The organism is Stappia sp. BW2, assembly GCF_008107695.1.
Lineage (GTDB): Bacteria > Pseudomonadota > Alphaproteobacteria > Rhizobiales > Stappiaceae > Roseibium.
This window is the reverse complement of record NZ_VIRG01000053.1, coordinates 313,819-328,239: the sequence shown is the minus strand read 5'-3', so window position 1 is coordinate 328,239 and position 14,421 is coordinate 313,819. Positions and strand designations below refer to the sequence as shown.

The 14,421-nt window shown below is 60.0% G+C and carries 11 protein-coding genes; 7 read left to right on the top strand and 4 right to left on the bottom strand.

Features of this window, described 5'->3' with window-relative positions; genetic code table 11:
• Positions 1-59: 59 nt before the first annotated feature.
• A complete protein-coding gene (locus tag FMN63_RS05810; protein WP_148582995.1) occupies positions 60-1,490 on the bottom strand; it encodes a glutamate synthase subunit beta in 1,431 nt (476 codons plus the stop codon).
• Positions 1,491-1,581: 91 nt separating this feature from the next.
• Entirely contained in the window at positions 1,582-6,312 is a 4,731-nt protein-coding gene (gene gltB, locus FMN63_RS05805; RefSeq protein ID WP_148582994.1) for a glutamate synthase large subunit, read from the bottom strand.
• A gap of 614 nt (positions 6,313-6,926) precedes the next feature.
• Between gltB and FMN63_RS05800 the strand changes: the two genes are divergently transcribed.
• From FMN63_RS05800 to FMN63_RS05780, 5 genes are all read left to right on the top strand, one after another.
• Entirely contained in the window at positions 6,927-7,226 is a 300-nt protein-coding gene (locus FMN63_RS05800) for a BufA1 family periplasmic bufferin-type metallophore (protein ID WP_148582993.1), read from the top strand.
• A gap of 191 nt (positions 7,227-7,417) precedes the next feature.
• The gene (gene bufB, locus FMN63_RS05795; RefSeq protein ID WP_148582992.1) at positions 7,418-8,314 is read left to right on the top strand and encodes an MNIO family bufferin maturase; all 897 of its coding nucleotides are present in this window, start codon (positions 7,418-7,420) and stop codon (positions 8,312-8,314) included.
• Position 8,315: 1 nt separating this feature from the next.
• Positions 8,316-9,101, top strand: coding sequence for an HvfC/BufC N-terminal domain-containing protein (locus FMN63_RS05790; protein WP_148582991.1), 786 nt, complete (start codon positions 8,316-8,318; stop codon positions 9,099-9,101).
• 43 nt (positions 9,102-9,144) lie between these two features.
• Positions 9,145-9,729 (top strand): DoxX family protein, encoded by a 585-nt coding sequence (locus FMN63_RS05785; protein ID WP_148582990.1) that lies wholly within the window; start codon positions 9,145-9,147, stop codon positions 9,727-9,729.
• A 43-nt stretch (positions 9,730-9,772) separates the two neighbouring features.
• The gene (locus FMN63_RS05780; RefSeq protein ID WP_148582989.1) at positions 9,773-10,831 is read left to right on the top strand and encodes a threonine aldolase family protein; all 1,059 of its coding nucleotides are present in this window, start codon (positions 9,773-9,775) and stop codon (positions 10,829-10,831) included.
• A gap of 102 nt (positions 10,832-10,933) precedes the next feature.
• Here the strand turns inward: FMN63_RS05780 and FMN63_RS05775 are convergent, their stop codons facing one another.
• The gene (locus FMN63_RS05775) at positions 10,934-11,380 is read right to left on the bottom strand and encodes an Hsp20 family protein (RefSeq protein WP_148582988.1); all 447 of its coding nucleotides are present in this window, start codon (positions 11,378-11,380) and stop codon (positions 10,934-10,936) included.
• A 181-nt stretch (positions 11,381-11,561) separates the two neighbouring features.
• Between FMN63_RS05775 and FMN63_RS05770 the strand changes: the two genes are divergently transcribed.
• Positions 11,562-12,077, top strand: coding sequence for a hypothetical protein (locus FMN63_RS05770; RefSeq protein ID WP_148582987.1), 516 nt, complete (start codon positions 11,562-11,564; stop codon positions 12,075-12,077).
• 215 nt (positions 12,078-12,292) lie between these two features.
• Positions 12,293-13,366, top strand: a complete 1,074-nt coding sequence (locus tag FMN63_RS05765; RefSeq protein ID WP_148582986.1) for an alpha/beta fold hydrolase — start codon at positions 12,293-12,295, stop codon at positions 13,364-13,366.
• 31 nt (positions 13,367-13,397) lie between these two features.
• On the opposite strand, the gene hisN is transcribed toward FMN63_RS05765, so the two are convergent.
• Positions 13,398-14,204 carry a histidinol-phosphatase gene (gene hisN, locus FMN63_RS05760; protein WP_148582985.1) on the bottom strand — a complete coding sequence of 269 codons (807 nt, stop codon included), beginning with the start codon at positions 14,202-14,204 and terminating at the stop codon, positions 13,398-13,400.
• Positions 14,205-14,421 lie beyond the last annotated feature (217 nt).

Below are 14,421 nucleotides of genomic sequence, written 5' to 3'. Positions count from 1 at the left end.
AAAGCAAAAACCCCCGCAGACAATTGCCTGCGGGGGTTTTGTTTTTGTCCGGAAAGAGCTTACCGCGGCAGGTCGGTGGAACCGGTCAGGAATTCATCGACGGCGCGTGCGGCCTGGCGGCCTTCGCGAATGGCCCAGACAACGAGAGACTGGCCCTTGCGGACGTCACCGGCGGCGAACACCTTGTCCATGCTGGTCTTGTAGTCCTCGGTGTTGGCCTTGACGTTGGTGCGGCCGTCCAGTTCCAGCTTCTCGCCGGCTTCGGCGATGTAGGTTTCCAGCAACGGGCCGGAAAAGCCGATGGCGGCCAGAACAAGGTCGGCGCGCAGGATGAACTCGGTGCCTTCGATCGGGCGGCGCTTTTCATCGACGCGCGCGCATTTGACACCGATGATCTTGCCGTCTTCGCCGACGAGGGCCAGGGTCGCAGCGGAGAACTCACGCTCGGCGCCTTCGGCCTGCGAGGAGGACGTGCGGAACTTGGTTGGCCAATAGGGCCAGATGGCCAGTTTGTCTTCCTTCAGCGGCGGGATCGGACGGATGTCGAGCTGAGTAACCGACAGAGCCCCCTGACGGAATGCCGTGCCGACACAGTCGGATGCGGTGTCGCCGCCGCCAATGACGACCACATGCTTGCCGCCAGCCCAGATCGGAGCTTCGTCGCCTTCCGGCTCGCCGCCGACGCGGCGGTTCTGCTGGACGAGATATGGCATTGCCCAATGGCAGCCTTCCAGCTCCATGCCGGAGACACCCGGGTCACGCGGGCGTTCGGCGCCTGCACACAGGATGACCGCGTCATGACGCTCGGCCAGTTCCTCAAGGGCAACCGTTACGCCGACATTGACGCCGTAATGGAAGGTCACGCCTTCCGCTTCCATCTGCTTAACGCGGCGGTCGATGTAGTGCTTTTCCATCTTGAAGTCGGGAATGCCGTAGCGCATCAGGCCACCGGCCTTCGGTTCGCGCTCGTAGACATGCACCGTGTGGCCCGCACGGGCGAGCTGCTGGGCTGCTGCCATGCCAGCAGGGCCGGAGCCGATGATGGCAACCGCCTTGCCGGTCTTGGTGGCGGAAAGTTCCGGGACGATCCAGCCCTCTTCCCAGCCCTTGTCGGCAATCGCCTGTTCGACGCTCTTGATGTTGACCGGAATGTCTTCCAGGTTCAGCGTGCAGGCTTCCTCGCATGGGGCCGGACAGATGCGTCCGGTGAACTCGGGGAAGTTGTTGGTGGAATGCAGGTTCTTGAGCGCGAAGTCCCAGTCGCCCTGATAGACCAGATCGTTCCAGTCCGGGATCTGGTTGTTGACCGGACAGCCCGTTGGACCATGGCAGAACGGAATGCCGCAATCCATGCAGCGGGCCGCCTGATTCATGACGTCCTGGTCGTTCAGCGGAATGGTGAACTCGCGGAAATGGCGAATACGGTCAGAGGCAGGCTGATACTTCTGTTCCTGCCGATCGATTTCCATAAAACCGGTTACCTTGCCCAAGGCGACCTCCTCAAAATGTCATGCGTCTGTCCAGAGTGGCTGCAATCGGCCGCCTCAAGCGGCCGAGAGCCTGTTCGTGTGTTTGGCCGGATTATTCTGCGGCGACCATGCCGAGCCGTTGTTCTTCCATTTCGCGCAGGGCCCGGCGGTATTCGGCCGGCATGACCTTGACGAACTTGGGCCGGTACTGTGCCCAGTTGTCGAGGATTTCCCTGGCCTTTGTCGAGCCGGTCAGTTCCAGATGTTTCGTCAGCATCTGGCGCAGGCGCTCGTCGTCATGGCGTGTCATGTCACAGGACAGGTCCACACGGCCCTTGTGCTCGATGTCGCCGCCATGGTGATGCAGCTTCTCCAGAAGATCGTCTTCTTCGGTCACCGGTTCCAGTTCGACCATGGCCAGGTTACAGCGAGAGCCGAACGTGCCGTCTTCGTCGAGCACATAGGCAATGCCGCCGGACATGCCGGCCGCGAAGTTGCGTCCGGTCTGGCCGATCACGACGACGACGCCGCCGGTCATGTATTCGCAGCCGTGGTCGCCCACGCCTTCGACAACCGCAAGGGCGCCGGAGTTGCGAACCGCGAACCGTTCCCCGGCAACGCCGCGGAAGTAGCATTCACCCTCGGTGGCACCATACAGCACCGTGTTTCCGACGATGATGGAGTTTTCCGGCACGATCCGGGTATTTTCTGGCGGACGGACAATCAGCTTGCCACCGGCAAGACCCTTGCCGACGTAGTCGTTGGCGTCGCCGACAAGATCAATGGTGACGCCGCGGGCGACGAAGGCGCCGAATGCCTGGCCGGCGGTGCCCTTCAGATTGATCTTGAGCGTGTCAGGTTGCTTCAGGCCCTTGTTGCCATAGCGCTTGGCAATTTCGCCGGAGAGCATGGCGCCTACCGAGCGGTCGACGGAACAGATCGTCTCGTCGACAATCGTGGGTTCCTTGTTGTCGAGAGCAGGCTTGGCGGCTGCAATCAGGCGACGGTCCAGAATGTCGTGGATCGGGTGATCCTGACGGGCGGTCCAGCGGGTTTCTTCCGGTTTTGCTTCCGGCTGGAAGAAAATACGGGAGAAATCGAGACCCTTTGCCTTCCAGTGATCGAGCGCGGCTTCCTTGTCGAGGAAGTCGGACCGGCCGATCATCTCTTCCAGCGTTTTGAAGCCGAGATTTGCCATCAGTTCGCGAACTTCCTCGGCGACGAAGAAGAAGTAGTTGATGACATGTTCCGGCGTGCCCTTGAAGCGCTTGCGCAGGACCGGATCCTGGGTGGCAATGCCGACCGGGCAGGTGTTGAGATGGCATTTGCGCATCATCAGGCAGCCTGCGGCGATCAACGGTGCGGTCGAGAAGCCGAATTCGTCAGCGCCGAGCAGGGCGCCGATGATGACGTCGCGGCCGGTGCGGATGCCGCCGTCGACCTGAAGGGCGATGCGCGAGCGCAGCCCGTTCAGCACCAGGGTCTGCTGGGTTTCGGCAAGGCCGATTTCCCACGGAGAGCCCGCGTGTTTGATCGAGGTCAGCGGCGAAGCGCCGGTGCCGCCGTCGTAACCGGAAATCGTGATGTGGTCGGCACGTGCCTTGGCAACGCCCGCCGCGACCGTGCCTACGCCCACTTCCGACACCAGCTTGACCGAGATGTCGGCTTCCGGATTGACGTTCTTCAGATCGTAGATGAGCTGCGCCAGATCCTCGATGGAATAGATGTCATGGTGCGGGGGCGGCGAAATCAGGCCGACACCCGGTGTCGAGTGACGCACTTTCGCGATGACCGCATCCACCTTGTGACCCGGCAACTGGCCGCCTTCGCCGGGCTTGGCACCCTGGGCAACCTTAATCTGGATCATGTCGGAGTTGACCAGATATTCCGTGGTCACGCCGAAACGGCCGGAAGCAACCTGCTTGATGGCAGAGCGCTGCGGATTGGACGAGCCGTCCGGAAGCGGATTGAAACGTTCCGGTTCCTCGCCGCCTTCACCCGTATTCGACTTGCCGCCGATCTGGTTCATCGCGATGGCCAGCGTCGTGTGAGCTTCGCGGGAGATCGAGCCGAACGACATGGCGCCTGTGACGAAGCGCTTGACGATGGCTTCGGCCGGTTCCACCTCGTCGAGCGAGATCGGCGAACGGCCGATTTCGTCCGCGGACTTGATCCGGAAGAGGCCGCGGATGGCGTAGCGTCCGCTCTTCTCGTTCACTTCCTGTGCGAAAGCGCGATAGGTCTCGGGAAGTTTCGCACGCACCGCATGCTGCAACAGGGCGACGGAGTCCGGCGTCCACATGTGGCTTTCGCCGCGTGTCCGGTAAGCGTATTCACCGCCAACTTCCAGCGACCGGCGCAGGATGGCGACATCGCCAAAGGCCTGCTCGTGGCGCAAGACGGTTTCATTGGCGACTTCGGCAAGGTCGATGCCTTCGATCATGGTTGCGGTGCCGAAGAAGTACTTCTTCACGAACTCCGAACCGAGGCCGACCGCGTCGAAGATCTGCGCGCCGCAATAGGACTGGTAGGTCGAAATGCCCATCTTGGACATGACCTTCAGGATGCCCTTGTCGATGGACTTGATGTAGCGGTAGACGACTTCGTCCTGATCGACTTCCTCGGGGAAATCCATTTCCATGTGCATGGAAAGCAGCGTTTCGAACGCCAGATAGGGGTTGATCGCTTCCGCGCCATAGCCGGCCAGAACACAGAAGTGGTGCACTTCGCGCGCTTCACCGGTTTCCACCACGAGGCCGACAGAGGTTCTCAGACCCTTGCGGATGAGGTGATGGTGCACGGCCGCCGTTGCCAGAAGGGCAGGGATCGCAATGCGCGACCGGCTGATCAGACGGTCGGACAGGATGATGATGTTGTATCCGTCCAGAACCGCTTTTTCGGCACGCTCGCACAATTCGTCCAGCGCGCCTTCCATGCCGACGGCGCCTTTTTCGGAATTGTAGGTGATGTCCAGCGTCTTGGCGGAGAACTGGTTGTCGGCAATGTCGCCGATGGCGCGGATCTTCTCCAGGTCCTCGTTGGTGAGGATCGGCTGGCGCACTTCCAGACGCTTGGAGGTCGACATGCCTTCCAGGTCGAAGATGTTCGGACGCGGACCGATGAAGGACACAAGGCTCATCACCAGTTCCTCGCGGATCGGGTCGATCGGCGGGTTGGTGACCTGGGCGAAGTTCTGCTTGAAATAGGTGTAAAGCAGCTTCGACTTGTCGGAGAGCGCGGAAATCGGCGTGTCCGTGCCCATGGAGCCGATGGCTTCCTGGCCGACGGTCGCCATCGGCGTCATCAGAAGCTTGATGTCTTCTTCCGTGTAGCCGAAGGCCTGCTGACGGTCGAGCAGGCTTTCACCGGCAACCGGCGCGCGCTGGCGCACGCCCGGAAGGTCTTCCAGAACGATCTGGGACCGGTGCAGCCAGTCCTTGTACGGGTTGGCGGTGGAAAGCTGCCGCTTGATTTCGTCGTCGGAAACGATCCGGCCTTCGTCCAGGTCGATCAGCAGCATCTTGCCCGGCTGCAGACGCCATTTCTGGACGATGCGCTCTTCTTCAACCGGCAAAACGCCAACTTCGGAGGACATGATGACAAAATCGTCGTCGGTGACGATGTAGCGGGCCGGACGCAGGCCGTTCCGGTCCAGCGTTGCGCCAATCTGGCGGCCATCGGTAAAGGCAACGGCTGCCGGACCGTCCCACGGTTCCATCAGGGCTGCGTGATATTCGTAGAAAGCCCGGCGGTTGTCGTCCATCAACGGGTTGCCGGCCCAGGCTTCCGGGATCAGCATCATCGCCGCATGTGCGAGCGAATAACCGCCCATGACCAGGAATTCGAGCGCATTGTCGAAGCAGGCCGTATCGGACTGGCCTTCATAGGAAATCGGCCAGAGCTTGGAGATGTCATCGCCAAGCAACGCGGACGACACCGACGCCTGACGCGCCGCCATCCAGTTGACGTTGCCGCGCAGCGTGTTGATCTCACCATTATGCGCGACCATCCGGTAGGGGTGCGACAGATCCCAGGACGGGAACGTGTTGGTGGAAAAACGCTGGTGGACAAGGGCCAGGGCAGACGAAAAACGCTCGTCCTTCAGGTCGGCGTAATAGGCGCCGAGCTGATAGGCCAGGAACATGCCTTTGTAGACGATGGTCCGGCTGGACATGGAAACGATATAGAAGCCCTTCGAAACCGCATCGGTTTCGGCACGCACGCGGTTCGAGATAACCTTGCGCAGCACATAAAGGCGACGTTCGAAGTCATCGGCTTCACCGCCGGTCTTGCGGATGAAGACCTGACGGGAAACCGGCTCGGTGGCGGCGATGTCGGGTGCCTTGGACAGGGAGGAGTTGTCGACAGGCACGTCGCGCCAGCCGATCAGCTCCTTGCCTTCGTCTTCAATGACGCGCTCGATGATGGCTTCGCACTTGGCGCGCAGCTCGTCGTCCTGCGGAAAGAAGATGAAGCCGACGCCATATTCACCGGCATCGGGAAGCGTGGTTCCGGCCTTCGCCAGTTCCTCTGCAAAGAAGGGGTGCGGGATTTGCACCAGCATGCCGGCGCCGTCGCCCATCAGCGGGTCGGCACCAACCGCGCCGCGGTGGGTGAGGTTTTCCAGAACCTGCAAGCCATCGGCAACAATCTTGTGAGATTTCTCGCCTTTCATGTGGGCGACAAAGCCGACACCACACGCATCGTGTTCGCGCGACGGATTATAGAGCCCTTTGTCGGCGGCCGTGCTCAGTCGTTCCGCAAGTGTGGTGGTTGCTGTGGTCTTCATGTCCACGTTCCCCTCTTGCATGGCTGTGCTGGTCGTCAGCTCTATCTTCGTCATGTGCGCCCTCACTGTTAACCCCAGTGCCGCCGTCGTTGGGAGCGTCCGGTTCCGTTCGGGTCGCATCCCATCAAGAATGCGGTCCGGCGAACCCTGGCTTTCCCGCCCCGGCTCTGTTGTTGTATTAACCTCAGCAGTTTATCAAAGCAAACCGCCGCATTGACGCAGCGGTTCCCCGCTGCCGAAACATTCCGTCTCGCTTCCTTACGGATCCTCCCTGGATCCGCCGAGTGGTCAGCCTGTCATCGTCCATGCCGCTTTGTCGTGCGCCCTATCCGGGCCGTTTTGAGCATGGTGATAATTGGGACAGCATACCTGTCCTATTCCAAGCGGCGCGAACATGACAGATTTCGCCGTCGTGAGCAAGAGTGTTTCTGCGTCGCCGCATTATAATTGTTTCGCGCAAAAAGTGCCAATCATCCGGAAAGCTCAAAACCAATGGAAAATAAGTAAGAATCTTGCGTTTGTTAAACTTTGTGCGGTTATGCTCGCAAAACAGTCACATGCGTTTGATTTCCTATTTACCCTCAATAGGGTCATCTACACTTGGTGACTGTCGGTCCGGCAAGAACGCCGGAACGTGAAGAATTTGAAACGGAACCGAGGAGATCAAGATGAAGCATAAGGCCATGTCTGCAGCTTTTGTTGCCGGTGCGGTTGCGACCGCCGTTGCGGGTCTGTCGTCAACTGTGCCTGCCAATGCCCAGGCCAAGGAAAAATGCTATGGCGTGTCCCTGAAGGGGCAAAACGACTGCAAGGCCGGCCCTGGCACGACCTGCGCAGGCACTTCGACGATCGACTATCAGGGTAACGCCTGGACACTGGTCCCGAAAGGCACGTGCACGACGATGGATGTTCCCGGTGGCCGTCACGGCTCCCTTACGGAACTCAAGCGCGACCTTCCCGAAGCCTGATAAGGCTTGATCGGCCGCATCCGCGGCAACTTGTTCAGGCAGGCGATTGGAAAGCCCGCATTTGCCCACAGGGTGGATAGGGCACACATTTAGTTCAATTCCATCAGCCATGGTGCTTCAGCCGAAGCGGTCTGAAGTTATCCTCAGCCAGTGCGCCTGCCTGACACTCTGTTTTCCATCTGGAGAGTACCATGGTTTCCGACACCCGATCAGAACCGGCACTGCGTAGCGGAGCCGTTGTTCCGGCACGCGCCGGGGCCGGCCTGAAGGCGGACCATGTGGCGGATATCCTGGAAACAGGTGCCGATATCGGTTTTTTTGAAGTTCATGCCGAAAACTACATGGGTGCAGGCGGACCGCCGCACCGGCAACTGGAAGCCATCCGCTCGCGGTATCCCTTGTCCCTTCATGGTGTTGGTCTCTCGATTGGCGGTGAACAGCCACTCGACAAGGAGCACCTGCAGCGCTTGTCGAATCTGAACCGGCGATACGAGCCGGGACTGTTTTCAGAACATCTGGCCTGGTCGTCCCACGACACCACCTATTTCAACGATCTCTTGCCGGTGCCCTATGACGAGGCCACGCTGAACCGGGTGTGCGACCATATCGACGAAGTGCAGGAAACCGTTGGGCGCCGGATGCTTCTGGAAAATCCGTCGACCTATGTCGCCTTCGCGCAGAGCACGATGAGCGAACTGGATTTCCTGAGCGAGATCGTGCGTCGGACCGGCTGCGGTTTGCTGCTCGACATCAACAACGTTCATGTGTCCTGCACGAACCATGAAAGATCTGCCTCGGACTATCTGGCGGCCTTTCCGATGGCCGCCGTGGGCGAGATACACCTTGGGGGGCATGCCCCGGACCAGGACGATGCCGGCCGGCCGCTTCTGATCGACGCTCATGATCGTGAGGTCGATACGGCGGTCTGGCAGCTCTATGAAGACGTTATTGGCGCAAACGGCCCGCTGCCGACCTTGATCGAATGGGACAACAATGTTCCTGCCTGGCCGGTTCTGCTTGCCGAGGCACAGGCCGCAGACCGGATACTGGCGCAGCCCGCAGGGGCCAGACGAAAGCATGCGGTCTGAAATGCGAAGCCCTCTGTCCCCTCCGCAGGTTGATGCCGCTTCTTTCGGACGCGCGCTGTTCGATCCGCAATCGGCCACGCCCGACGGACTGACCGGACCGGACGGGCAGACGGCACCCAAGCGGTTCAATGTCTACCGCAACAATGTGATCGTCAGCCTGAGCGAAGCGCTGGGTGAAACGTTTCCCGCCGTGAAGACGTTGCTGGGTGACGACTATTTCAAGGCGCTTGCAAGGGCCTTCGTGACGGCCCATCCGCCGGCATCGCCGGTCCTGATCTGGTATGGTGCCGAATTCGCAGATTTTCTGAGCGCCTTCCCGCCGCTTCAGTCCTATCCCTATCTTGGCGACGTTGCCCGGCTGGAATGGGCCTGGCTGCAAGCCTATCATGCGGCGGATGAGGCGGCTCTCGATCCGGCGAGGCTTGGGGACATTGATCCGCAGCGGCTGGGGGATGTTCGTTTTACGCCGCATCCTGCGGTCCATGTGGTGACTTCCCGCTGGCCGGTGTGGACAATCGCACGGGCCAACAGGTTTGAGCCTGATGAGGTCGGGGCCGCCGATCTTTCAGAGCCGCAGTCGGTGTTGATCACCCGGCCAGACATGGATGTGAATGTCTTTCTGCTGCGTGCGGGCGGTGCCGGGTTTACGTTGGACCTCCTGCAAGGGCATACGCTTGCAGATGCGGCGGGCCGGGCACAGGAAGAGGACGAATCGTTTTCCTTGTCCGATTGCCTGTCGGACTGTCTTGCCGCCGGTGCCTTTTCCGGTCTGCTGCTGGACGAGTAACAAACACGCGGCATAGGGATGCTGCTTGATCAAGGGGGATTAAATGGGTGTGCTGATTGGATTTTTTGTCAGGCTCTACACGATGGTGTTCGGAGCTCTGGAACGGCTGACGGATGGCTGGTTCATCGGGCTTGCCGCCCGGTTCATTTTTGCCGCGATCCTGCTGCAGTTCTTCCTGAACTCGGCGATGACGAAAATCGGCGGCAGCATCATGAACATCTTCACGCCGACAGCGGGTGCTTATGCGCAGATGCTGCCGAAGATGATGGAGCAGGTCAGTTACGACACCAGCCAGATTGCGTTCTTTCCCTATGGTCTCATGGTTCTTCTGGGCACCTGGGGCGAATTCATTCTGCCGGTGATGGTGGTTGTCGGTCTCTTCACTCGTTTTGCCAGCCTCGGCATGATCGTTTTCATCTGCGTGATGACCTATGTCGATGTCTACGGTCATGGGGCCGATGCCAAGACCATCGGGGCTCTGTTTGACGGTCAGCCTTATGCGATCATCGCCGATGACCGGTTGCTCTGGATCTTCCTGCTGCTGGTGCCGTTGCTCAAGGGCCCGGGTGTCGTTTCGCTGGATTGGCTGCTTGGCCGGTCCTACCGCAAACGCGAGATGTACTACTGAAAAATCAGTTGCCGGTTGTTCTGCCAAGTGATTAAACCGGCACATGAATTTTGCTAGCGACAATTGGGCGGGTGCAGCTCCGGCGGTGATGTCGGCGTTGACCCGCCATAACGAAGGGTTCTCGCCTGCCTATGGCACCGACCCTTTGACCGACGCCGTCTCCGCCACCTTTAGCGAGATCTTCGAACGGGACGTTGCCGTCTTTTTCGTGGCGACCGGTTCGGCGGCGAATTCGCTGGCTCTGGCCGCCTGCGCGAAACCAGGTGGGGCGATCTTCTGCCATTCCAGTGCACACATCCAGGTTGACGAGTGCAACTGCCCCGAGTTCATGACCGGTGGCAACAAGCTGCTGGGCGTCGAGGGGACAGATGGCCGCTTCTCCGCCGAAGCGCTTCGTGAAAAGATGGCGCAGGTTCCCGACGGCGTGGTTCATCACGGTCAGGTCGCCTCCGTTTCCATCAGCCAGGCGACCGAATGCGGAACCGTTTACACGCTGGATGAAATCAGGGCGATCAAGGACGTCTGCCGGTCGCGCTCCGTGCCGCTTCACATGGACGGCGCACGGTTTGCCAATGCGCTTGTGACACTTGGCTGTTCGGCTGCCGACATGACCTGGAAGGCCGGGGTGGACGTGCTGTCGTTCGGAGCTACCAAAAACGGCTGCTGGTGCGCCGAAGCGGTGGTGTTTTTCGACCTGGAAGCAGCGAAACAGTTCGAGTATTTCCGCAAGCGCGGCGGCCACCTGTTTTCCAAGAGCCGGTTTGTGGCTGCCCAGTTCGAAGGCTATTTCCAGGATGATACCTGGCTGGCGAACGCAAGCCACGCCAACGGAATGGCCACGCGTCTTGCCGAGGGCATCCGGGACGCCGGCGGGCGGACGGCCTGGGCGGTGGAGGCCAACGAGCTGTTTCCAATCCTCAAGCGCAGCCAGATGGAGGCGCTGCAGGCGGCGGGTGCCATGCTTTACGAATGGCCCGCCAAAGGTCTTGCCGAAGGTCATGCGCCAGCTGCAGACGAGGTCTGCGTGCGTATGGTCACCAGTTTCGCAACGACGGATGAAGACGTCGACGCGTTTCTGAAGGTGCTTGCCGGGACTGTTTGAGACCCGTTCCCAACTCGCGATCTTCTCCGCACAAGCACCAAAAAAGGCGCCTGGTTTCCCAGGCGCCCCAAAGATGCGATTTCAGCAAGTTGAACCAGGCGATTAGTGCGCCGTGGTTTCGATTTGCTTGGTTTCACCGCTGGTGATTTCAATCTTGCGCGGCTTCATGGCTTCCGGAATTTCCCGGACAAGGTCAACGTGCAGCAAGCCGTTTTCGAGGCTTGCCCCTTCCACGCGAACATGTTCGGCAATCTGGAAGCGGCGCTCAAAGGTGCGCGAGGCGATGCCGCGGTAGAGAATTTCCCGGTTGGCATCTTCTTCAGCTTTTTCACCCTTGATGGTGAGCGTGTGTTCCTTGGCTTCGACGCTCAGTTCGTCGCCGGAAAAACCAGCCACGGCCATCGTGATGCGGTAGGCATTTTCGCCTGTGCGCTCGATGTTATAGGGCGGATAGCTCGGTGCTTCGTTGCCGGCGGCATCAAGCATCGAGAAAAGCCGGTCAAAACCGACGGTGGAGCGGTAAAGCGGAGAAAAGTCCAAGTGACGCATGTGTCTGTCCTCTCTTGAGCAACTGATACTTCACTGATGTTGAGCAGTCCTTCGTCCCCCGAATTGGCGGGACAGGCTGCGGTGCAAACCCGTGTTGGCGCTTGCTTACCGAGATTTGGTAATTCGGATTTTCATTTCAAGAGGGCAGGCGAGAAGGGCGTCGCCGAAACATGAACGCCAGATGAACGATGCCTTCCGGTTGCGTTCAAGTGGTCCGGTGCATCTTCAGTCCAACGTCAGCACGGCGCTGGCGGAACAGACAGGAGATTTGAAGATGTTTGCCAATATTTCGAAATTGTCCGCCCCGATCGCCGGTGCCATTCTGCTGGTGTCCGCCGGTTTCATCAGCACCGCATCCGCGGCGCCGCTGGCCGGCAAGACCCAGATCGACCCGGCGAAAGCCGAACTGGTGGTCAAGGTCGATCATCGCCGTGGTAACGGGCGCGGTGGCAACTGGAATGGCCGTCATGGTGGCCGTCACTTCGAAATGGGGCCGCGTGAAATCCGCCGTAGCCTGCGTCACCGTGGTTTTCATCACATCCGCATCCTCGACCGTCGTGGCCCGATGTATATCGTCAAGGCAAAGGGCTGGCGCGGCATGCGGGTCCGGATGGTCGTTGATAGCCGGAACGCCAATATCGTTCGCAGCCATCCGATCGGTCATCGTGGTCATCAGTGGCAGCGCCGTTGGTACTGATACGCGGTTCCTCGCGATCTGAGATTTTCAGGGCCGGCTTCCCAGGGAGCCGGCCTGAACCCTGTTGAGGGGCATGCGGGATGCGGGTATCACATAGGGGCGCAAGTGCGCGCATATCCGGGCCAGCAGTGCCGGCAGGGGTGATGTGTTCTTGACGAAAAACCTTTATCTGTTTGAGAAACAAGCTCTCAACGAAGCCGAGTGATTCGCAGCGCATGACCCTGATCGATCATCCCGACAATCCGGTGCCAGACGGGGCGCGATCCGGGTTCGTTACGACGCCGGATGGCAAGAAGATCCGGTATGCGCACTGGCCGGCCGCGGGCGCCCGTCGCAAGGGCACGGTGACCCTGCTTCAGGGGCGGGCAGAGTTTATCGAAAAATACTTCGAGGTGATCGAAGATCTTCGCAAACGAGGCTTTGCCGTCATCGCCTTCGATTGGCGTGGGCAGGGCGGTTCTCAACGGCTGACCCGCAATCCCAGGCGCGGTCATGTCTCGAACTTCAACAAGTACAAGCTGGATCTGCGCACGGTGCTCAAGGAAGTGTCGCTGGCGACCTACCCCGGACCACATTTCGCGCTGGCTCATTCCACCGGTGGGCTTGTGGTTCTGTCCGACACCGACCGCTTGCGGACCATGCTGGACCGGGCGGTGCTGACCGCGCCGCTTCTGGGCCTGCCGGCCGGAACATGGTCGCCTGGTCTGGTCTCCGGCTACCGGAAGGCCCTGCGCATACTTACCCTTGGCCTGTTCGGACGACCGGGCCTGAAGGCAACATCCCCCAAGACGTCCTCGCTGATCGAAAAGGTTGCCATTCCCGCCGCCCGCCTGTTGTCATTGTTCGGTTTCGGCAGGCTGTTTGTTCCCGGGGGCAATGCCGAGATTTCGGTGGCCTATGAGGTCAACCGGCAAACGACAGACAGGGTACGGTTCGAACGCTTCAACAAGGTTCTGGAAAAGGCACCGGAACTGGGCGTCGGCTCGCCAACGCTCGGTTGGCTGGCCACGACCGGCCGGACCATGCTGGCGCTCCGCCGGCGGGAGGCCGGGCCGAACATCAAATTGCCCTGCCTGATGCTGGCGGCGGGGAAAGACCGGATCGTCTCCACGCCCATGATCGAGGACTTTGTCGCACGGGCGAAGGCGACGGCCTATGTGGAAATCGCGGGGGCCGAACACGAACTGATGATGGAGCGCGATGCCTTCCGTGATCAGTTCTGGGCAGCGTTCGACGCCTTCATTCCGGGTCTGGAGGCTGAACAGGCGCTGGAACGCGCCAGAAGCTGATCCAGGTCCCTTGATTGGGCCATGAGCGCCGTCAGCCCGCTTTTGCCAAATCCCGCAGCAGGATTTCGTGGAGGCGCGGGTCGCCTGAGGCGACGATCTGGCCACCATCGGCGGGTGACCCGCCGGTCCATGTGGTGACAACGCCACCAGCCCCTTCAATGATCGGAACAAGTGCAACGATATCATAGGCTTGCAGGCCGGATTCGATCACCGCGTCACCATGGCCGGCAGCCACCATGCAATAGGCATAGCAGTCGGTGCCATAGCGGGATAACTGCACGGCGGTTTCGATCCGGTCGAAGGCCGGGCGCTCATTTTCAGTAAAAAGTGCCGGAGTGGTGGTGAAAATAGTGGCATCTTCCAGACGGGCGCAGGGACGTGTCCGAAGTTGCCTGTTCCCCAAGGAGCCATCGTACCAGGCCGTCTTGCCATCACCGCCAAAACGCTCGCCGATATAGGGCTGAACCATCATGCCAAGGCTCGGAATGCCGCCGGTTCTCAGGCCGATCAGTGTTCCCCAGGTTGGCAGGCCGGTGATGAAGGCGCGTGTGCCGTCAATCGGGTCGAGCACCCACACATTTTCCGCTTCGAGATTCTCCGGACCGTGTTCTTCGCCAAGGATTCCGTGGTCTGGATAGGTTTCGTTGATCAGCGCACGCATTGCGGTTTCACCGTTCTTGTCGGCGATGGTGACAGGGTCAAACCCCGTTTCCCACTTGTTGTCGACCTCGAAACCCTGACGGAAATGCGGCATGATCGCACCACTGGCGGCTTCCGCCAGCCTGTCCAGGAACGGGGCGAACATATTTGAACTGGAAACAGGCCCTGCCGACATCATTACCTCCTGGTTGCGGAAACCGCACAAAACCGAAATCAAAGTGAATTGCCGCTTGTATAACCGGTTCTGCAAAAAAATGAATCTGCAAAACATGAACCACTGCTCATACTTTGATCAGTTCAAAGGGGGTGTCGGGCTTGACCTTTGTGCGGTGCAATGCGATTTTATTGCGGTGCGATACGTTGTGTCGTACCGCCCTCCTTGGGCGTTTCCTCCC